The following is an 18,773-nucleotide window of genomic DNA, read 5'->3' on the forward strand; positions in this document are numbered from 1 at the left end:
ACCATGAAACACCGCATCAGACTCATCTATCTACCTTGACACGGTAGGGGTCGGCGGTTCGAGACCGCCCGCGCCAACCAGCCAAAGGCCGCTTTTGCGGCCTTTTTTCATGTCCCAAAAATCGGACGGTCCCGGACCACCCGGCAAGTCCGGCGGGCAGGTAGGGGCCCTTTGGTCAGAACTGGAATCCCGCCGAGATCAGCAGGCTCTTCAGCTGAGTGTCCCGCTCGTTCTGAGTCCGGGGGCGGCCCATGATGCGTTTCCAGTCGGCGGCGTACTCGAGCTTGAGGGGAAAACCCAGCTTCAGGATCAGGCCTGCGCCCAGCGTGGTGCGGAGGGCCGGGAAGGATGGGCGGATGCTCTTTTGGGGGTCGGTCGGGTCGGTCTCGGTGGTCAGGCTGCGGTAGACCTGGCCGCTGTCCACGAAGATCTCCGCCCACACGCTCTGCATGCCGAAGAGGGGGAAGCGGTACTCGAGGTTCATGACCACCAAGGCCTGGCCGCCCAGGGGGATGGGCTGGGCCAGCTCGTGGCCCAGCGAATCCGTCCGCTGGATGTCACCCAGCATGTCCGGTTCCACGCCGCGGACGGTGAAGGAGCCGCCCCCGAAGAAGCGCTCCGACAGGGGAAGGTCCTTGGCGGATTGGGCCGTGGGGCGCGCGAGCCCCAGGCGGGCGCTGGCCATGACCACTCCGTTTTCCGCATGGAAGCCCACGGGCCAGTTCCACTGGTGCCGCAGGTCCAACTTCACGAAGCTGCTGTTGGTGGAGGTGCCGAAGACCTGGTTGGCCAGTTCCAGCTTGCCGAGGAAGAAGGTGCCCTGGGTGGGATCGTAGGGCCGATCCCGGCGGTCCACCGCCACCTGGAGATACGGGGCGGAGATGATGCTCCGGTCGGGCGTCCGCGCGATGAGGACGAGATCCTCCTTGCGGTAGAGCGGATGCCCGTCACTGTCGGTGTTGGCGGCCACCTCCACCCGCTCGAAGCGGTAGCCCAGCTGCACCACCTGCACCGGACTGATCTTCCACTCCAGGCTCGGCGTGAAACGCCGGCGGCGGGCGAAGAAGGCGGCCCGGGCCTCCTCGATGTAGGCGCCTTCGACCCGGAACCGCGTCTTCGGCGCCAGCAGCGCATCCAGGGAGCCGGGCAGGAACCAGGGGTCGGTGTAGCCGAGGCTGTAGCTGTCCACAGACCGCTTGATCTCGCCGGTGGGGAAGGCCCGCCGCAGGAAGGGGCTGTCCAGGGTCTGGTCGCCGGCCCGCAGGCCGGCATCCAGGGTGCGCCCCATGCCGCCCACATTCAGCCGCTGCGCGTTCAGGCCGAAGTGATAGCCCTGGGTCTTGTCGTAGCCGAAGGATTCCGAGAACACCCAGGGGCTGCGCTCCTGCAGGCGCACCGCCAGGTCCCCCCGCTGCCAGGGCTGCTGTTCCTGGTCGGGCAGATCCTTCAAGGTGAGCAGATCCACGCGCTGGAACGCGCCCAGGCCGCCCAGCTGGATCTGGCCCTGATCGAGTTTCGCGGGATCCAGCGGGCTGCCGGGAGCCAGCTCTGTTTCGCGCAGTACGGCCTCCGCGCGGGTGCGATCGGCGCCCTGGACAACCAGGCGGCGGACGCGGTCCAGGGGCTGGGCCGGCACCTGCACCCGCACCACCGGCTGGGTCTCGTCATCCTCGAAAGCCAGCCTCACCTGAGGGTTGGCAGCCCCGGCTGAAGCGAGTCGCCGACGGAGGTCGGAGACCACCAGGGCCAGGTCGTTCCGCACCAGGGGCAGCGCAGGCTTGAACGCCAGCCGGGCTCCGTCGGCGGTCGCTTCCAGGTGCCCCTCGAAGCCCTGGAGATGCCGGCGATCGGAATGGTAGTCCCTCGTACCGCGCACCGGAGCGGGCTGGTCCGACAGCGCCAACAGCAGGCTCTTGGCCAGCTGATCCCGGGGGAAGGCGGGATCAGCCGGGAGTTCCAGCACCAGCGCATCGAGGAAGCGGCGCTGGCCCTCGCGGATGATGAGGCGCACATCCACGGAGCCATCCTTGCCGACCTCCACGCGCCGCCGCACCCGCACCTCCGGAAAGCCGCGCTGAAGGTAGTGGGCGGTGAGGCGATCCTCCAGGGCCTTCATGGCCTCGGTCTTGGCGTGCGGGGGGAGAAGCAGGAAGCGCTTCGGCAGGCGGACGGCCGCCTGCAGCTCGTCGTCGGAGAGTTCCCGATTCCCTTCAAAGGTGACCCGACCGAGAATCTTGCGGGGTCCGGGCACCACGGTGAAGGTGATCACCACGGCCTCGGGGCGCTCCAGCGTCCCGGCCGTGACCTCGCGGACATAGGTCACCTGGGCCTCGGGGTGGCCCTGGTCGCGGTAGTAGCCCGTGATCCGCCCGGCGCCTTCGTCCAGCAGGCTCGGCGAATAGCGTTCGGCGCGGGCCATGGGCACGAATTCCGACAGCCGGGGACGGCCGCCCCACAAGGGACCCAGGAGGCTGAGCCCCTTCGCCTTCAGCGTGACCTTGGGCCCGGGCTTGATCTCCAGGATCATCACGCCGTCTTCGTTTTCCACCGGCAGCAGACGGACCGAGCCCTCCAGCCGCTTGTCCTTCACCAGTCGCTGGCGCAGGCGGCGCTGAGCTTCCCGCTGGACGGCGGGGGTCCAGTGGGTCCGCCCCGGCGCGATCCCCGCGATCTTCAGCAGAGCCTCCCGCGCGTAGGGCGCGGGGTCGCCTTCCAGCCGCACCTCCTGGATGACCCGGGGCGCCCCGAGGCTCAGGATCAGCCGGAGCTTCCGCCCCCCGGCCTCCAGCGCGGTGCTGACTTTGGCGCGGCGATACCCCGCCTCCCGCAGCCGTTGCTCGGAGTCTCTTTCCAGGGCCTCCAGCCGCTGGGCACCCAGCCGCTGACCCTTCCGCAGGTCCGCCGGGAGGGTCTTCCGCAGGTCCGCCGGAAGCGGGTCGCCCTCCCAGCGCCACTCGGCGACCGGGACCAGGGGATCAAGGCGCAGGATGACCTCCCCGCCAGCCCCGAGACTGCCCTCCACGGTGCGGTAGCGATCCACCAGACGCACTGCCGCCAGGGCCCGCTGAAAGCCCTCGGGATCGACCTTCTGACCCGGCTGCAGACCAAGGGCCGCCCGGGCGAACCGGCGATCATCCTCATCGCCACCTTCGATCCGGATGGAGGCCACGGGAGACGACACTGCAGCCTCCTGACCCGCGGCTGGTGCCAGGATCAGGAGGCTGCAACCCAGGGCGGCGCGGACGCGCACCGGCTCAGAATCCGGCCAGGGCTTCGTCCTCGGTGTCCTTCACTTCGAAAACCGAGTGCAGGCTGGTCATCTTGATGAGGCTGAAGATCTTGGAGCTCATGCCGCAGATGCGCAGCTCACCGCCCTTACCCTTGATGGAGGTGAAACAGCCCACCAGCTCGCCCACGCCTGAAGAATCCAGGTAGCTTACTTTGCTGAAGTTAATCACGATCTTGCGGGCGCCGTTCGTCAGGGAGGTGCGAACGGCCTCCCCCAGTTCCTGGTCGCCATCACCCAGGGTGATCTTGCCTTCGGGGTAGAGGATCAGCACGTCGTTGTGCTTGCGCGTGTTCATGATCATGGGGGCCTCGAGGTGAGCGGTAAGTGTAGCAAAGGTGCCAAGGTGCGGCGCAAGCCCATCCCCAGGGGCACCCGGAAAGGTTCCGGCACGGGGTCTGCATCCTCCTCCTCGGAAGCCGGGTCCGCCCGGCCCATTCTGCAGGGTGCGCCATGTTCGATCTCATCAGCGGTAACGGCATGATCCAGACCATGGATCGAGGCCTGACGCTGGCTTCCAAGCGCCAGACGCTCATCGCCTCCAACCTGGCGAACCTGGATACCCCCGGGTACCGGACCCGGGATTTTAGCTTTGAAGGTGCCATGAAGGCTGCTCTTGATGGGCAATCTTCGCCCAACACCATGGCGACCACCCACCCCATGCACCTCCAGGGCAGCGGGAGCGAGTCCCTGCCGCCCAGCACCGACCCCCTGCGGCCCAGTTCTGAGCGCAACGACTGCAACGATGTGAGTCTGGACCGGGAGAACATGCTGCTTTCCCGCACCCAGACCACCTACCAGAGCGCCTCCACCTTCATGCAGGTCGAGCTTCGGAAGCTCTATTCCCTCATCCGAGAAGCGAGCGCGCACTGATGAGCATCCCGCAGATTCTCGACATCGCCAGCACCGGCATGGCCGCCCAGCGGCTCCGCGTGCAGCTCATCGCCTCGAACATCGCCAACAGCGAGACCACCCGCACGAAGGAGGGCGGACCCTACCGCCGGAAGGACGCGGTCTTCCAGTCCGAGAACCTCGGCTTCTCAGGCGCCCTGGCCGCGGCTGGCGTGAAGGTCGCCTCCATCCAGACCAGCCAGGAGCCCTTTCTGACCCGCCTGGAGCCCGGACACCCGGATGCCGACGCCGACGGCGTGGTGAGCTACCCCAATGTCAACCCCGTGGAGGAGATGGTGAACCTCACCGAGGCCAGCCGGGCCTATGAGGCCAACATCGCCGTGGTCCGCGCCGCCAAGACCATGGCCACCTCCGCCCTGGAGATCCTCCGCGTGCAGTAGCCTGTCGGATTTTCGACTTGCCCCTTTCCAGCCCCCGACCGATCGTGTGAATGGCCTTATCTCTCTGAGCCGACCCCATGGACCCACTCCAGAACCTCCCCCAGCTGTCCCCCCTCAGCCCCGTCTCCGGAACCACGAAGCCCGGCCAGGGCGGCGTGGGCGGAACGGAAGAGAACCTGAACTTCGGCGACCTCCTCAAGCAGGCCATGCAGGAGGTGAACCAGGTTTCAGCCCAGGCTGAAGGTGAGGCACGGAACTTGATGACAGGGGAGAGTGCAGACATGCACACGGCCATGCTGGCAGTCCAGAAGGCCGATTTAAGCTTCCAGATGATGATGGCCGTGCGATCCAAGCTGATCGACGCCTACCGCGAGGTCATGCGCATGCAGATGTAGCGCTGGCCGAGCTTTCCGGCGCGGCCTCACCCCTGACTGAGGAACGCCTATGGCCGGGGAAACGAACCTCGCGGAACAACTGACCAGCGCCTTCAAGGGCATGAGCGCCACCCAGCGCGTCATGGTGGCCGCCATTTCCCTGACAGTGCTCATGGCCCTCGGCGGCCTGGGGATCTGGGCGGGCCAGGAATCCAAGAGCATCCTGGCGGCCAACATTTCGCCCCAGGAGGCCAGCTCCATCGTGGCCCAGCTCGACAAGATGCAGGTCCCCTACGAGCTCAGCTCCGATCAGCGGACCATCCTCGTGCCGGAGAGCAAGGTCGGCCAGCTGCGCTTGAAATTTGCCGGCGATGGCCTGCTGTCGGGCGACAAGCTGGGCTTCGAGAAGCTCGAGAACGCCGGCCTTGGCACCACGGATTTCTCCCAGAAGGTGATCCACCGGCGGGCCATGGAAGCCCAGCTGGCCAAGACGATCATGAGCCTCCAACAGGTCTCCGAGGCCACCGTCCACATCACCCCTTCCAATGACAGCCCCTTCCTGACCGACAAGGAGGACGCCAAGGCCAGCGTGCTGCTCAAGCTGCGCGGCGCCCGCATCCTTCCCGACGAGAACACCCAGGCCATCGTGAACCTTGTGGCGGCCAGCGTGGAGGGCCTCAAGCCCGAACAGGTCGTGATCATCGATCAGTACAGCCGCATCCTCTCCCGCACCGGCCGCGATCCCATGGTGGGCGCCAGCGATGCCCAGAAGAAAGTTGCCCGCGAGGAGGAGGACCACCTCGTGCGCCGGGTCACCGACATGCTCGAACCCGTGGTGGGCATCGGCAAGGTCCGCGCCACCGCCCATGTGGACCTAGATTTCGACAAGGTGAAGATCAACGAGGAGAAATTCGACCCTCAGGGCCAGGTGGAACGCAGCGTCCAGCAGAAGGACGAGAAGGTCCAGAAGCGCGATTCCGGTGCCGGCGTCCCCGGAACCGCCAGCAATGTGGCCCCGGCCAACGCCACCGCCACGGCCGGCGTGGTGGAGAGCTCCGAGAAGAAGGAGACCACCACCAACTACGAGATCACCAAGACCGTGTCTGCCACCGAGCGGGCCACGGGCTCCGTGAAGCGCGTAACCCTGGCCGTGATCGTGGATCACATCGGCACCTGGGAGAAGGATCCCAAGGGCGAACCCGTGCTCAAGCAGACGCCGCGGTCCGCGGACGAGCTCAAGAAGATCCGCGACCAGGTGGCCGCCGCCGTGGGCATCCAACCCAAGCGCGGCGACGAGCTCACCGTGGAGAACATGGCCTTCGCCACCTTGCAGGTGAATCCCAAGGAGGAGGCCGAGGCGAAGAAGCAGTTCTGGGTCGACCTGGTCCGCCAATTCGCCCCCAGCATCATCTACGCCGTGCTTGGGCTGGCGGTGTTCTTCATGATCATCCTGCCCATGCTCAAGCGCATGTCCGCGGCCATCAACCGGCCCACCCCCCTGCGGGTCGCCAGTGCCGAGGGCGAAGGCGCCACGGGCAGCAGCTCCCCCCGCAAGCCCGTCCAGGTGAAGTCCATGTCGGAAATCGAAGCCGAGATCGAGGCTGAGCTGAATGCCGATGCGGCCTTCAGCGCCCCCGAGGCCCGGCGCCGCGAGCTCATCCGGAAGCGGCTCCAGGAGGGCTCCCACGAAGATCCGGAAACCATGGCCTCGCTGGTGCGGTCCTGGCTTCTCGAAGAAGGAAGGTAGGCCATGGCGAAGCTGACCGGCATGCAGAAGGCCGCCGTGCTCATGGTTTCCCTGGGCGACGAGACCGCCGCGAGCATCTTCAAATACCTCGAAGAAGATGAAATCCAGACGATCTCCCGCGAGATCGCCATCACCAAGCATGTGCAACCCGAAGTCGCGGAAGAGGTCATGGAGGAGTTCCACACCATGACCCAGGCCCGCAGCTACATCAGCCAGGGCGGTATCGAGTACGCCAAGAAGCTGCTCATCAAGTCCGTGGGTCCGGAAGTGGCGCGCAAGATCATCGACCGCCTCGTGAAGGCCCTGGAATCCAGCGCGGGCTTCACCAGCCTGGAACGCGCCAATCCCCAGCAGCTCTCCAAGTTCATCCAGAACGAGCACCCGCAGACCATCGCCCTCATCCTGGCCCACCTGAACGCCTCGCAGGCCGCGGAGCTCATCTCGAGCCTGCCTGAAGCCCTGCGCAGCGATGTGGCCATGCGCATGGCCAGCCTCCAGGAAATCAGCCCCGAGGTGGTGCGCCGCATCAGCCTCATCCTCGAGCAGAAGCTGGAGGCCCTGGGCTCGTTCGCAACGGAAGCCTACGGCGGCGTCCGAGCCGTGGCGGAGCTCTTCAACCGCATGGATCGCAATACCGGCCGCGCCGTGCTGGAGAAGATCGAGACCGAGAATCCCCAGCTGGCCGCCAGCATCCGCGACCTCATGTTCGTCTTCGACGACATCCTGCTCATCGACGACAACGGCATCACCGAGATCCTCAAGCGGGCGGACAAGAAGACCCTCACCATCGCCCTCAAGGGCACCAGCGAGGAACTGCAGAACCAGTTCTTCCGCAACATGTCCAGCCGCGCCGTGGAACTCATGAAGGAAGAGATGGAGTTCATGGGCCCCGTGAAGCTGAAGGATGTGGAAAAGTCCCAGCACGAGGTCGTGGAGATCGTCCGCCAGCTGGAAGAGGAAGGCGTCATCAGCATCGGCGGTGGCGGGGGCGAGGACTATGTCACATAAGGGGTTCATCCGGTCCGAGGACATCCAGGGCACGCGCCTGGAGGCCTTCCCCTACTTCCCCGTGGACGCGACGCTTAGCCATGGCGGACTCGACGAGGGTGGCAGCTCCGTCGCCTCGGACCTGGGCGACGAAGCCGCCTCTCAGGTGCCCGTGGAGCAGCGCCTCGTGGACCGCCTCCAAGAAGCGGAGCGCCAGGCCCAAGACATCGCCCGCCGGGCCTACGAGGAGGGCTTCGCCTCGGGCGAGGCCGAGGGCCGCACCTTCGGCGAAAGCCAGTACAAGGGCTACATCCAGCGCCTGGTGGAGCACCTGGACGAGCTGTCCCAGGTGACCCTCGCCCTCCGCGAAGCCCTGAACGAGGAGATGGTGGCCCTGGCCCTGGCCGTGGGCGAACACCTGGCTGTCCAGCAGATCGACCGTTCCCCCGGGGCGGTGAAGGCGCTCATGGAAGGGGTGCTGGAGGAACTTCCCTTTCCGCTGCCCCACGGCCGCCGGGAGGGGGAAGCGCCCTTGCTGGTCTTCCTCAACCCTCAGGACCTCAGCCAGGTCGGCGATCAATTCGTCGGTCACGGGGGCCTGAATCTGACGGCCGATGCCAGCCTGTCGCGTGGCAGCTTGCGGGCCGAGACCCCCCAGGGTGTTCTCAACGGCAGCCTGGAGGGTCGCCGTGAGCGCCTCCTCCAGCTCATCGCCCGCATGCGCGAGGGCCAGGCTCCATGAGCCCCGTCCTCCTGGATCCCGGGGCCCTCGCGGCCCGCATGCGGGGACTCCCGAAGGCCGACTGGATGGGCCGGGTCACCAAGGTGGTGGGCCTGGTGGTCGAATCCACGGGCCCCGAGTGCTCCGTGGGCGAGCAGATGCTCATCCACGGCCTGGATCAGGCGGGGCGCCCGCGGCTTATCCATGCGGAAGTGGTGGGATTCTCCGGTCAGCGCGTGCTGCTCATGCCCATCGAAGAGACCGAAGGCATCCGCCCGGGCCTTTGGGTGGAGGGCACGGGCCACCAATCGGAACTGCCCTTGTCCGAGGACCTGCTGGGCCGCGTGATCGATCCCCTGGGCCGGCCCCTGGATGGGGGACCGCCCATCGAAGCCACGGCCCATCTGCCCCTCCAGGGCCCACCGCCCAACCCCATGCGCCGCAAGCGGATCGACCAGGTCCTGTCCACGGGCGTAAGGGCCATCGACGGCCTGCTCACCCTGGGCAAGGGCCAGCGGGTGGGCATTTTCTCGGGATCGGGCGTGGGCAAGTCCACCCTGCTCGGCATGGTGGCCCGCAACACCTCGGCCGAGGTGAATGTGATCACGCTGGTGGGTGAGCGGGGCCGCGAGCTGCGCGAGTTCATCGAGAACGACCTGGGCGAGGAGGGCCTCCGCCGCAGCGTGGTGGTGGTCTCCACCAGCGACCAGACGCCCCTGCTCCGCCTCCGTTGCGCCATGGCCGGCACCACGGTGGCCGAGTATTTCATGCGTCAGGGCAAGGATGTGCTGCTGATGATGGACAGCGTCACCCGCTTCGCCATGGCCCAGCGGGAAGTGGGCCTCAGTGCCGGAGAACCGCCCAGCTCCCGGGGCTACACGCCCTCAGTCTTCGCCCTGCTGCCGCGTCTCATGGAGCGGGCCGGCACCTTCGAGGGCATGGGCTCCATCACCGGCATCTACACGGTGCTGGTGGAGGGCGACGACATGAACGAGCCCATCAGCGACGCCGTGCGCGGCATCCTGGACGGCCATGTGGTGCTTTCGCGCAAACTCGGCTCGAAGAACCACTTCCCTGCCATTGATGTGCTGGCCAGCCTCTCGCGCCTCTTCAGCGCCCTGGCGCCCCCGGAGCAGAAGCAGCTGGCCAGCAAGCTGCGCGACCTCATGGCCACCTACCAGGATGCCGAGGATCTCATCCAGATCGGCGCCTACACCAAGGGCTCCAGCTCCGCCATCGACCAGGCCATCCAGTTCCAGCCCGCCATCCAGGCCTTCCTCCGCCAGGCCACCGCCGAGGCCTCCGATCATCACCAGGCCATGCTCGCCATGGGCCAGATCTTCGGCATCGACCTCGCGCCGTTCCTGAAGGGACGCGCCTGATGGCCGCCCGGTTCCACTTCCGTCTTGAGCCGCTGCGCAAGCTGCGGGAGGCTCTGGAACGCGAGGCCGAACGCAGTCTGGCCCGGGCCCTCCAGGCAGAGCGCGAGGTGCGCGAGCACCTTGAGGACCTGGCCCGGCAGCACCGCGCCATCTTCGAATCCCGCCGCACCGCCTCGGGCCAGGCCCTCGACCTGGAGTTGTGGCGGGCCGGAGAGCGCTTCCTGGTCGTGTTGGAGCGCCGCCAGCTCGAAGGTTACGAACGCCTGCGGGAGGCCGTGGCCCAGGTGGCCGCCGCCCGGGCGGCCCTGGTGCTGGCCCACCGCAATCACCTCATGCTGGTGCGCCTCAAGGAGCGCAGGGCCCTCCTGCATGCCCGGGAGCAGCAGCTCCGCGAGATCCTCGACATGGACGAGCTGGCCGTCCTCCGCCACCACCGCCAGAGCGCCTAGACCCCAGGAGTCCCCCATGAACGCCCGCTACCTTCTCTGGATCTCGGCGCCCGTCGTCTTGTCCGCGGGCGTGATCTGGCTGTCCGCCCAGGAACCCAAGGGCGACCCGAAAGGGGCCGCCGCCGAGGGGGTGAAGGTGGCCGAATTGGCCTCCCAGCTCCAGGCCCGGGAGAAATCCATCGCCCAGAAGGAGGCGGACCTGCGCCAGCTGGAGCAGCGGCTCAACACCCTGCAGACCACCCTCGACAAGGACCGCGGCGAGCTCGCCACCCGGGAGAAGGCCGTCCAGGATGCCCTGGCGAAGCTGGAACAGCTTAAAGTCCGCCCGGTCATCGATACCCAGATCATCCGCACCTACGAGGCCATGGAACCCGCCGCCGGAGCCCAGGCCATGAAGGAGCTGGCCGGCCAGAACATGGATGTGGCCGTGGCCCTCCTCGCGGGCATGACCCCCAAGAAGGCCGCCAGGCTCATGGATCAGCTGGCCCCCCTGGATGCGAAGCTGGCGGGCCGCCTGTCCGAGCGGGTCGGCCTGAGCAAGCCGAAGGATCCTGCCGCCTGAGAGGGTTGGCGGGGCATGCGGGTCCCCGCGGAGCATTAGTCATTTTCTGCCCGATGGTCACGGCACGGTCCTCGCGCTGGAAGCCTACCCGGAAGGTCCGGGTGCGGAGTTTCCATGCTTCCAGCCGGTGCGACAGCAGTCCTTGCAGTCCCCGAACGCTCCCTGGCGGAGCGCCCGGAAGCCAAGGAACTCGAGGCTTCCGACGGCCAGTTTGCCGGGCTGATGGCCCAATTCGTCCAGACGCCCTCCCAGAGGTCGCCCCAAACCTCTGGCCAGGCTTCAGGCCAGGCAGACCGGACGGAGGCCACCGCCAACGAGGGCGGCCAGGCACGGCCTGAGCCTGCGGGGCCCGAGGCGTCGCGTCGCGAGGCCGCGGCTCGAGCCCAAGCCCCCCAGGCCCAGGACACCAAACCCGAAGCCCCGACCACCCCCCCCACCAAGGCCCCGGCGGCGCGCGAAAAGGCCGAGGGCACTCAGGACGCAGCTGCTCCCGCGGCGGTGACGCCCGCAGCTACCGCCCCGCCCGCGCTTCCCCCAGCGACGCTGGCCGCCGCCGTGGCGCCCCAACCGGCCCCCTCCGTAGCGGCCACCACCGAGCCCACCAAGGGCCTGGGAACGCCCGCTCAAGTGCCGGCGGCCACCCCCCCGACCTCCGCCCCGACCCCCGTCCCAGCCGCCCTTCCGGCGGACTCCGTCCTTCCCGTTCCCGCCCCCTCGAAGGGTGAGGCGGCCCCGGAAGCCCCGGCCTCTGCTTCGACCACGCAGACGCCCCCGACCCCGGTTCCCACCGGCTCTCCCATCACCACCAACCTCCCCAGCCAGCTTGACCCGACCACCTCCACCACCCAGACCGCCTTGCCGATCCAGGTGATTCAAGGCCCCTCGGTGCCGGACCCTGCCGCCAAGGGTGCCGGGGCCCCGGCAGTCCTTGCCGTGACTCCGCCCCCAACGCCTCAGGCCTCAGCCCAACCGGCCCCGCCCGATCCCAAGGAGGCCAGCCCGGCCTCCAAGAAGACCGCCGGCCCCCAACCCCTCGCCCCTCAGAAGTCAGTTGTTGAGTCGGCGGTCCCCTTGGTGACGCCTGAACCCAGCGCCCCGCCCACGCCGGGACTGCGCACCGCGGATCTGCGCCAGGACCGGATCAAGGCTTCAGGCACCACCCCGGGCCCTGCCGTTTCCGAGACCGCCATCGACCCTCCCGTGGCCGCAGCATCTTCAGCCGTTCAAGCGGCGGAGCCCTCGCCCCTGAAACCGGAAGCGGGCCTTCTGCCGCCCGAGACGGTGATGCCGCGGGCGGCGACGCATGCCGAAACCTCGGCCCTGACCGCCGCCGGAGCTCCGATCTCACCGTCGAATCGAGCCTCTGCGCCAGCCCCGGTCGTTCCGGCCGCGCCCCCCAGTGCCCCCCCGCCGCCCCCCGCCGGCCCCATCGCCCAGATCGATGGGAGCCTCCGCTGGATGCTCAAGGGCGGGGCTCAGGAAGCCCGCCTCCAGCTGCACCCGGAGTCCCTGGGCCAGGTGACCATCCATCTCCGCGTCGAAGGCGGCGAGGTCCATGCCCGTCTGTGGGTCACCGAGCCCGCCTCGGTCCAGGCCGTCCAGGAAGGTCGTCCCCACCTGGAGCAGTCCCTCCGGGAACAAGGTCTACAACTGGGCAGTTTCGATCTCCAGCAGGGCCACCGCCCCTTCCAGGAGGCGCCCCCGCCGCCCGCCTTCCGGGACCGTTCCCCGCTCGCGGGGCTGGCAGCCCGGCAAGAAGCACCCGCAGCCGCCGCCCCGTCCATCCTGAACCCGCACCATGTCGAGCTCTACGCCTGATCGGCACGCTTCCTGTTCTCACCCCCCTGGAGGTCCCTATGGAAACCGGCATGATCAGCGCGACCACCGCCGCCACCACGACGACCAATAAGACGGCTACGGCCAAGAACGCCCTGGACAAGGACGGATTCCTCAAGCTGCTGGTCGCCCAGCTGAAGAACCAGGACCCCACGGGGGCCGGCCAGGATCCCAACCAGATGGTCCAGCAGCTCACCAGCTTCTCGAGCCTGGAGCAGAGCCAGCAGACCAACACCCTGCTGACCGGCCTCCAGACCCAGACCGCCGGCCTCTTCCAGGCCCAGACTGCGGGCCTGGTGGGCAAGACTGTGAAGGTGGACGGCTCCGGCTTCAACCTGAAGTCCGGCCAGGCCGCCATGAACCTGGAGCTCGCCTCCGCGGCCAATGTGACCGTGACCGTGCGCGACGCCACCGGCAATGTGGTGGCCACCCTGCCCCAGGGCCACCTCAACCGGGGCGCCTCGACCCTCGCCTGGGACGGCAAGGATGCCTCGGGCACGCCGCTGCCGGACGGTGCCTACAAGGTGGAGGTCTCGGCCACCGGCGACGATGGCAAAGCCGTGAGTTTCCGCACCAGCCTGACCCTGAAGGTGGACGCCGTGACCTTCAAGGACAACGGCATCTACCTGGCTTCGGGAGGCAACATCTTCTCCCTCGCCGATGTCCTCGAAATCACCGCCTGAACCCGACCCCAGACCCCAGGAGAACCCCATGAGCCTCTACTCCGCCTTCTACTCCGGCCTTTCGGGCCTGTCCACCAACGCCAGTGCCCTGAATGTGATCGGCAACAACCTGTCGAACATCAACACGGTCGGGTTCAAGGGCTCCAGCACGACCTTCCGCGACATCTTCAGCACGAGCCTGGGCGGCGTGTCCACGCAGGGGAACGGCAACCCCATCCAGTTCGGCCTGGGCGTGCAGACCAACAGCGTCAGCCAGGACTTCTCCCAGTCCTCCTTCCAGAGCACGGGCAACGCCCTCGACATGGCCATCCAGGGCAACGGGTTCTTCACCCTCCAGACCTCTGACGGCCGCCAGGTCTTCAGCCGGGCCGGGAACTTCACCCGCAACAACGCCGGCTTCCTGGTGGCCAGCGATGGTGCCAATGTCATGGGCTGGAACCGGGACACGGCCACGGGCCTGGTGAACACCTCCGCCTCCCTGGCCCCCATCCGCATCGACGCCAGCACCACCGCTAGCGCCTTCGCCACCCAGAATGTGCGCCTGGGCATCAACCTGAACGCCTCCACCTTCGACCCGACCTCGACGGTCCCCCCCAGCGCCCCCGTGTCCTCGCTCACGACCCCCATCCAGGTCTACGACAGCCAGGGCAATGCGCAGAACATCATCGTCACCTACACAAAGACGGGGCCCAACACCTGGGACTACGCGGCCTCTGTCGCCGCCCCGGCCACCATCGGCGGCGGCGCCACCGGCACGCTGACCTTCAGCGCGGCCGGCACCCTGCTGACCATCAATGGCGCGGCCCCAACCGCCGGGAACAATCCCAAGCTGACCGCCATCAACTGGAACAACGGGACCGCCTCCCAGGACATCACCTGGAACATCGTCAACCCCGACAACTCCGTCAACCTGACCCAGTATTCCGCGGCCAGCACCACCAGCAGCAGCTTCCAGGACGGCTACGCGGCCGGCACCCTGCGCGACCTGACCGTGGACCAGAACGGCATCATCAGCGGCACCTTCACCAACGGCCAGGTCATCTCCCTTGCCCAGGTGGCCCTCTCCAGCTTCAACAATGTGAACGGCCTCGTGCAGACCGGCAACAACCACTGGGGCCAGAGCCTCGCCTCGGGTTCCCCCACCGTCGGCCTGGCCAACCAGGGCGGTCGCGGCGGCGTGCTGGGCTCCAACCTCGAGCTCTCCAATGTGGATGTGGCCGGCGAATTCACCAAGCTCATCCTCAGCCAGCGCGGCTACCAGGCCAATTCCCGCATCGTGACCACCACCGACGAGCTGCTTCAGGAAACCCTGAACCTCAAGCGGTAACAGGACTTCCCGTTCGTCGCGCGGCCCACCCGGGCCGCGCGCTGCGTACAGCCATCCATAGGCGGGTAAACTGGATTCTTTGACCGAGGCCCCATGTCCGATCAGGAACTCCAGCCCCTCGCCCCCCGTCGGAAGACCCGCCAGATCCTGGTGGGCAAGGTGCCGGTGGGCGGGGACGCCCCCATCAGCGTCCAGAGCATGACCAAGACGGACACCCGGGATGTGGAGGCCACGGTCAACCAGATCTACGGCTACGCCAACGCCGGCTGCGAGATCGTCCGCGTGAGCGTGCCCACCAAGAAAGCCGGCGAAGTCTTCCATGAGATCTGCGACCGCAGCCCCATCCCCGTGGTGGCCGACATCCACTTCGACTACCGCCTGGCCCTCGTGGCCGCCGACGGGGGCGCCGCCTGCCTGCGCATCAATCCGGGCAACATCGGCGGCCAGGACCGAGTCAAGGCCGTGGTGGACAAGGCCGGCGCGAAAGGCATTCCCATCCGCATCGGCGTGAACGGCGGCAGCCTCGAGAAGGACCTGCTGGAGAAGTTCGGCACCGCCACCCCCGAGGCCATGGTGGAGAGCGCCCTGCGCCACATCGAGGTCCTCGAGCGCGAGGGCTTCCGCGACATCAAGATCAGCCTCAAGGCCAGCGATGTGGTCCGCACCGTGCAGGCCTACCGGCTGCTGGCGAAGCAGGTGGACTACCCCTTCCACCTGGGCATCACCGAGGCGGGCACGCCCTTCGGTGGCACCATCCGCTCCAGTGTGGGCATGGGCATCCTCCTGGCCGAGGGTCTGGGCGACACCATCCGCGTGTCCCTGACGGGTGACGGGGAGGACGAGTGCCGCGTGGGCCACGAGATGCTGCGGTCGCTCGCCCTGCGCACCGGTGGTTTCCGCATGGTGAGCTGCCCCAGCTGCGGGCGCGTGCAGATCGACCTCAACCGGGTGGCCCATGAGATCGAAGAAGGCCTCAAGGCCATCAACCACGAGAACATCACCTACGCCGTCATGGGCTGCGTGGTGAACGGCCCCGGCGAGGCCAAGGACGCCGACCTCGGCGTGGCCGGCGGCGCGGGCGAGGGTCTCATCTACCGCAAGGGCGAGCTCATCCGGAAGGTGAAGGAGGAGGATCTGGTCCCCGCTTTCCTTGAGGAAGCCCGGAAAGTGAAGGCCGAGGCGGATGCGGCGAAGGCCTAGGGTGGTGGCCTGGCTGGCGGCCCACCCCCTGGCGGCCCTCGGGCTCTACTTGGTGCTGGAAGCCTGCCTGCCCGTGCGCTTCCAGCCCACCGCCTGGGTCTGCCGCGGTCTGATCCGCACCTACCAGGCGACCCTGTCCAGCCACCTCCCCACCCAGTGCAAGTTCACCCCCACCTGCAGCCACTACGGCCTGGGCTGCATCCAGCGGTACGGCACCCTTCGCGGCGGCCTGCTCACCACCTGGCGCCTGCTCCGCTGTTCACCCCTGACCCAGGGCGGGATCGACCCGGTTCCATAAACCACCCTTCTATCCCAGGATGGAGGGTGGCTTTGGCCTGTGATGAATGCTGATGAAGGCTTTGGGGAGGTCCGGCGGTGTGCGGAATCGTGTCGTTGTGCTATGGATCCGAGGTTTCCGCCATGGGGCGGGAGGCCGGTGAGCTGCTGAAGCGCCTGGAATACCGCGGGTACGACTCCACCGGAGCCTCCTTCATCGGGGACGACGGGGCCATCAAGCTCCTGAAGAAGGTCGGCGCCCCCAGCCGCGTGGTGCCCGAGCTGGGCATCGACCGGCAGGCCGGCCAGCGATTCATCGGCCAGGTGCGCTGGGCCACCTACGGCGCCGTCACGGATGTGAACAGCCAGCCCCACCTCGTGCGCTGCAAGGTCGAGATGGTGGGGGCCCACAACGGCAACATCTCGAACACGGATGCGCTCAAGCCCGCCCTGACCATTCAGGGCCACACCGTGGTCTCCGACAACGACGGCGAGATGATCACGCACCTCACCGAGGATGCCTACGCCGCCAACCTGGCTGACCCCAGTTCGGCCCTGGCGGCCTGCCGGGCCGCCTACGCGGCCGCCGGGCTGAAGGCTGCCATTCCCGACGGCGCCTTCCTCCTGATGGATGCGGCCCGCAAGGCCGATGCCCGCGCCGAGGGCTCCTATGCCGCGGCCTTCGCGGATCCGAAGGTGCCCGGCGTGGTGGCCGTGAAATCCGGCTCCTCGCTCTATGCGGGCATCGGCACCGACGCCCACGGCGACTTCGTGGTGGTGTCCAGCGACCTCACATCCGTGCTCTCCAAGACCCGCATGCTCATCCCCCTCTCCGAGGGCGAGGGGCTCTGGTTCACGGAGCGTGACTACCTGGTCTTCACCCTGGGCAAGGACTTCGCGTTCTCGGTGCCGCGGCCCAAACGCTCCAAGCTCAATGTGCGCGACACGGGGTTGCGGGCCCCCTTCCGCTACTTCATGGAGCAGGAGATCGCCTCGGCGCCCGACAACCTGGACGAGGTGCTCCGCTACTACTTCCGCTCGCCCGAAACCGAGGGCCTGTTCGCCGCCTTCGAGGACCGGAAGGACCTCTGCAAGGCCCTGCTGGGCAAGGTTCTCGCGCTCTACGAGGCCCCCCACGAACCCGCCCTGGTGGCGGCCTTCAAGGGGCTCCTGGCGGATCCCGTCCATCGGGAGCTGACCACCCGGGTGAAGCCCCACGCCGATGTCCTGCGGGCCCACGGCGGGCGCCCCCTGTCGGACGAGCGTCAGCTGCTTGCAGACCTGGAACGCCTCGATCCCCAGGCCTCCGAGGCTCTGGCCCTCTTCGACCTGCTCTTCATCTGGAAGAAGCGCCGCCGGGTCACGCGCCATCTCATGGAGCTGGTGCAGGCGATCCGGGAGACGCAAAAGGAGGGCGGGCGCGTCTTCCTGGTCGCCTCGGGCACCTCGTACCACGCGGCCCTGGTGGCGGCCACCTTCTTCAACAACCTCTCAGGCGTGGCCGTCTTCCCGTGCAATCCGGGCATGTTCCGGTCCATGTACCTGAACGCACTCCAGCCCCGCGACCTCCTCCTCGGCATCACCCAGTCCGGCGAGACGAAGGACCTGGTGGACATCTTCCAGGATGTGCGCGCCCGGGTGCCGGGGCTGCGGCGGATCTCCCTGGTGAACAACGAGAACAGCCGCATCCCGCAGGAGTTGTCCGAGTTCTACCTGCCCATCCTCTGCGGTCCCGAGATCGCCGTGGCCGCCACCAAGAGCTTCCTCAACCAGGTGGCCATCCTGTATGTGCTGGCCGCCTCCTTCTCGCTCACCGAGCGGAAGATCGCCGCCAACCTGGAGCGCGCCAAGGAACTCATCGCCGAAACCCTCCGGATGTGCGAGCGCGATGTGGAGGAGGCCGCGAAGCGCCTCTACCTGGAGCCCTCCCTGCACATCCTTGGCACGGGCCTCATCGGCCTGGCCCGCGAGGGCGCCCTCAAGATCCGGGAAGTCGTGCTCAACCACGCCGAAGGCTACGATGCGGCCGAGTTCAAGCACGGCCCCAACACCATCCTCGGCAAGAACACCCTGTTCTCCATCCAGGACCTGGCGGGCCTGCTGGAAGTCTACGAGCAGCACCGTGACGGGCGCCCCTTCGCCGGGGGGATCGAGGCCCTCCAGGCCTGGCCGGAGCTGGTGGAGACCCGGTTCTCCAACTACCCCCTGCTCTTCGTATGCCCCAGCGAGGAGCGCGACATCCGCATCACCATCAGCCAGATCCACACCCACAAGATCCGCGGTGCCGACATCATGCTCATCGCGGAAAAGCAGCCCGAGCTGGCCCTGGCCGTGGCGGGCAAGCCCATGGGACAGGACCGCTACTGGTCGAAGTACATCGAGGTCCCCTTCAGCGGCGATCCCAACCTCTTCGTCTTCGCCGCGACCGTGGCCCTCCAGCGCCTGGCCTTCCGCATGTCCGTGCTGAAGATGGAATACCTGGACCGACTGACCGTGGCCGACCATGGGGTCCATCCAGACGCCCCCAAGAATGTATCGAAGTCCATTACCGTAGATTAAAAATCGTGAAATCAAGTAGATAGGTTTTCATCGAAAGAATTAAAGAAAATATGACCTTTTTAGTCAAGATGTGATGCCCTTCACGGCCCGAC

The 18,773-nt window shown here is 67.4% G+C and carries 17 protein-coding genes; 15 read left to right on the forward strand and 2 right to left on the reverse strand.

The features are described 5' to 3' along the window. Positions 1 to 175: 175 nt before the first annotated feature. Together QZ647_RS11610 and QZ647_RS11615 are read right to left on the reverse strand one after the other, a co-directional pair. Positions 176 to 3,250: a BamA/TamA family outer membrane protein gene (locus QZ647_RS11610; RefSeq protein WP_291272316.1), complete on the reverse strand. Its 3,075-nt coding sequence runs from the start codon at positions 3,248 to 3,250 to the stop codon at positions 176 to 178. Between the two features lie 4 nt (positions 3,251 to 3,254). Then, positions 3,255 to 3,590, reverse strand: coding sequence for an STAS domain-containing protein (locus QZ647_RS11615; RefSeq protein ID WP_286355176.1), 336 nt, complete (start codon positions 3,588 to 3,590; stop codon positions 3,255 to 3,257). Positions 3,591 to 3,739: 149 nt separating this feature from the next. Here QZ647_RS11615 and flgB point away from each other — a divergent pair, with 149 nt between their 5' ends. The 15 genes from flgB to QZ647_RS11690 all read left to right on the forward strand — a co-directional run bounded on the left by flgB (position 3,740) and on the right by QZ647_RS11690 (position 18,681). Next, positions 3,740 to 4,159 carry a flagellar basal body rod protein FlgB gene (gene flgB / locus QZ647_RS11620; RefSeq protein WP_291272317.1) on the forward strand — a complete coding sequence of 140 codons (420 nt, stop codon included), beginning with the start codon at positions 3,740 to 3,742 and terminating at the stop codon, positions 4,157 to 4,159. Continuing rightward, complete coding sequence (gene flgC / locus QZ647_RS11625; RefSeq protein WP_286355174.1) at positions 4,159 to 4,578, forward strand: flagellar basal body rod protein FlgC; 420 nt, start codon at positions 4,159 to 4,161, stop codon at positions 4,576 to 4,578. The genes flgB and flgC overlap by 1 nt, the downstream gene beginning before the upstream one ends. 77 nt (positions 4,579 to 4,655) lie before the next feature. After that, positions 4,656 to 4,973: a flagellar hook-basal body complex protein FliE gene (gene fliE, locus QZ647_RS11630; protein ID WP_291272318.1), complete on the forward strand. Its 318-nt coding sequence runs from the start codon at positions 4,656 to 4,658 to the stop codon at positions 4,971 to 4,973. Positions 4,974 to 5,022: 49 nt separating this feature from the next. Next, positions 5,023 to 6,699 carry a flagellar basal-body MS-ring/collar protein FliF gene (gene fliF, locus QZ647_RS11635; RefSeq protein ID WP_291272319.1) on the forward strand — a complete coding sequence of 559 codons (1,677 nt, stop codon included), beginning with the start codon at positions 5,023 to 5,025 and terminating at the stop codon, positions 6,697 to 6,699. 3 nt (positions 6,700 to 6,702) lie between these two features. Beyond that, positions 6,703 to 7,707, forward strand: a complete 1,005-nt coding sequence (gene fliG, locus QZ647_RS11640) for a flagellar motor switch protein FliG (RefSeq protein WP_286355171.1) — start codon at positions 6,703 to 6,705, stop codon at positions 7,705 to 7,707. Further along, on the forward strand, positions 7,697 to 8,428 hold the full coding sequence (locus QZ647_RS11645) for a FliH/SctL family protein (protein WP_291272320.1): 732 nt from the start codon (positions 7,697 to 7,699) through the stop codon (positions 8,426 to 8,428). The genes fliG and QZ647_RS11645 overlap by 11 nt, the downstream gene beginning before the upstream one ends. 38 nt (positions 8,429 to 8,466) lie before the next feature. Next, on the forward strand, positions 8,467 to 9,789 hold the full coding sequence (locus QZ647_RS11650) for a FliI/YscN family ATPase (protein ID WP_366526187.1): 1,323 nt from the start codon (positions 8,467 to 8,469) through the stop codon (positions 9,787 to 9,789). Then, complete coding sequence (locus QZ647_RS11655; protein WP_291272322.1) at positions 9,789 to 10,238, forward strand: flagellar FliJ family protein; 450 nt, start codon at positions 9,789 to 9,791, stop codon at positions 10,236 to 10,238. The genes QZ647_RS11650 and QZ647_RS11655 overlap by 1 nt, the downstream gene beginning before the upstream one ends. Before the next feature lie 16 nt (positions 10,239 to 10,254). After that, a complete protein-coding gene (locus QZ647_RS11660; RefSeq protein WP_291272323.1) occupies positions 10,255 to 10,800 on the forward strand; it encodes a hypothetical protein in 546 nt (181 codons plus the stop codon). A 114-nt stretch (positions 10,801 to 10,914) separates the two neighbouring features. Further along, the gene (locus QZ647_RS11665; RefSeq protein WP_291272324.1) at positions 10,915 to 12,618 is read left to right on the forward strand and encodes a flagellar hook-length control protein FliK; all 1,704 of its coding nucleotides are present in this window, start codon (positions 10,915 to 10,917) and stop codon (positions 12,616 to 12,618) included. Positions 12,619 to 12,668: 50 nt separating this feature from the next. Continuing rightward, a complete protein-coding gene (locus tag QZ647_RS11670) occupies positions 12,669 to 13,319 on the forward strand; it encodes a FlgD immunoglobulin-like domain containing protein (RefSeq protein WP_291272325.1) in 651 nt (216 codons plus the stop codon). A gap of 28 nt (positions 13,320 to 13,347) precedes the next feature. Then, positions 13,348 to 14,646 (forward strand): flagellar hook protein FlgE, encoded by a 1,299-nt coding sequence (locus QZ647_RS11675; protein ID WP_291272326.1) that lies wholly within the window; start codon positions 13,348 to 13,350, stop codon positions 14,644 to 14,646. Positions 14,647 to 14,739: 93 nt separating this feature from the next. Then, positions 14,740 to 15,846 carry a flavodoxin-dependent (E)-4-hydroxy-3-methylbut-2-enyl-diphosphate synthase gene (ispG, locus tag QZ647_RS11680; RefSeq protein ID WP_291272327.1) on the forward strand — a complete coding sequence of 369 codons (1,107 nt, stop codon included), beginning with the start codon at positions 14,740 to 14,742 and terminating at the stop codon, positions 15,844 to 15,846. Positions 15,847 to 15,919: 73 nt separating this feature from the next. Beyond that, on the forward strand, positions 15,920 to 16,144 hold the full coding sequence (gene yidD / locus QZ647_RS11685; RefSeq protein ID WP_366526188.1) for a membrane protein insertion efficiency factor YidD: 225 nt from the start codon (positions 15,920 to 15,922) through the stop codon (positions 16,142 to 16,144). A 122-nt stretch (positions 16,145 to 16,266) separates the two neighbouring features. Next, on the forward strand, positions 16,267 to 18,681 hold the full coding sequence (locus QZ647_RS11690) for an SIS domain-containing protein (RefSeq protein ID WP_291272329.1): 2,415 nt from the start codon (positions 16,267 to 16,269) through the stop codon (positions 18,679 to 18,681). Positions 18,682 to 18,773: the final 92 nt, after the last annotated feature.

Source organism: Geothrix sp. (assembly GCF_020622065.1).
In the GTDB taxonomy this organism is placed as follows: domain Bacteria; phylum Acidobacteriota; class Holophagae; order Holophagales; family Holophagaceae; genus Geothrix.

Excerpts from the sequence above, each read along its gene's own strand:
- QZ647_RS11615 (WP_286355176.1), bottom strand. The coding sequence starts at position 3,590 with ATGATCATGAACACGCGCAAGCACAACGACGTGCTGATCCTCTACCCC.
- flgB (WP_291272317.1), top strand. The coding sequence starts at position 3,740 with ATGTTCGATCTCATCAGCGGTAACGGCATGATCCAGACCATGGATCGA.
- flgC (WP_286355174.1), top strand. The coding sequence starts at position 4,159 with ATGAGCATCCCGCAGATTCTCGACATCGCCAGCACCGGCATGGCCGCC.
- fliE (WP_291272318.1), top strand. The coding sequence starts at position 4,656 with ATGGACCCACTCCAGAACCTCCCCCAGCTGTCCCCCCTCAGCCCCGTC.
- fliF (WP_291272319.1), top strand. The coding sequence starts at position 5,023 with ATGGCCGGGGAAACGAACCTCGCGGAACAACTGACCAGCGCCTTCAAG.
- fliG (WP_286355171.1), top strand. The coding sequence starts at position 6,703 with ATGGCGAAGCTGACCGGCATGCAGAAGGCCGCCGTGCTCATGGTTTCC.
- QZ647_RS11645 (WP_291272320.1), top strand. The coding sequence starts at position 7,697 with ATGTCACATAAGGGGTTCATCCGGTCCGAGGACATCCAGGGCACGCGC.
- QZ647_RS11650 (WP_366526187.1), top strand. The coding sequence starts at position 8,467 with ATGCGGGGACTCCCGAAGGCCGACTGGATGGGCCGGGTCACCAAGGTG.
- QZ647_RS11655 (WP_291272322.1), top strand. The coding sequence starts at position 9,789 with ATGGCCGCCCGGTTCCACTTCCGTCTTGAGCCGCTGCGCAAGCTGCGG.
- QZ647_RS11660 (WP_291272323.1), top strand. The coding sequence starts at position 10,255 with ATGAACGCCCGCTACCTTCTCTGGATCTCGGCGCCCGTCGTCTTGTCC.
- QZ647_RS11665 (WP_291272324.1), top strand. The coding sequence starts at position 10,915 with ATGCTTCCAGCCGGTGCGACAGCAGTCCTTGCAGTCCCCGAACGCTCC.
- QZ647_RS11670 (WP_291272325.1), top strand. The coding sequence starts at position 12,669 with ATGATCAGCGCGACCACCGCCGCCACCACGACGACCAATAAGACGGCT.
- QZ647_RS11675 (WP_291272326.1), top strand. The coding sequence starts at position 13,348 with ATGAGCCTCTACTCCGCCTTCTACTCCGGCCTTTCGGGCCTGTCCACC.
- ispG (WP_291272327.1), top strand. The coding sequence starts at position 14,740 with ATGTCCGATCAGGAACTCCAGCCCCTCGCCCCCCGTCGGAAGACCCGC.
- QZ647_RS11690 (WP_291272329.1), top strand. The coding sequence starts at position 16,267 with ATGGGGCGGGAGGCCGGTGAGCTGCTGAAGCGCCTGGAATACCGCGGG.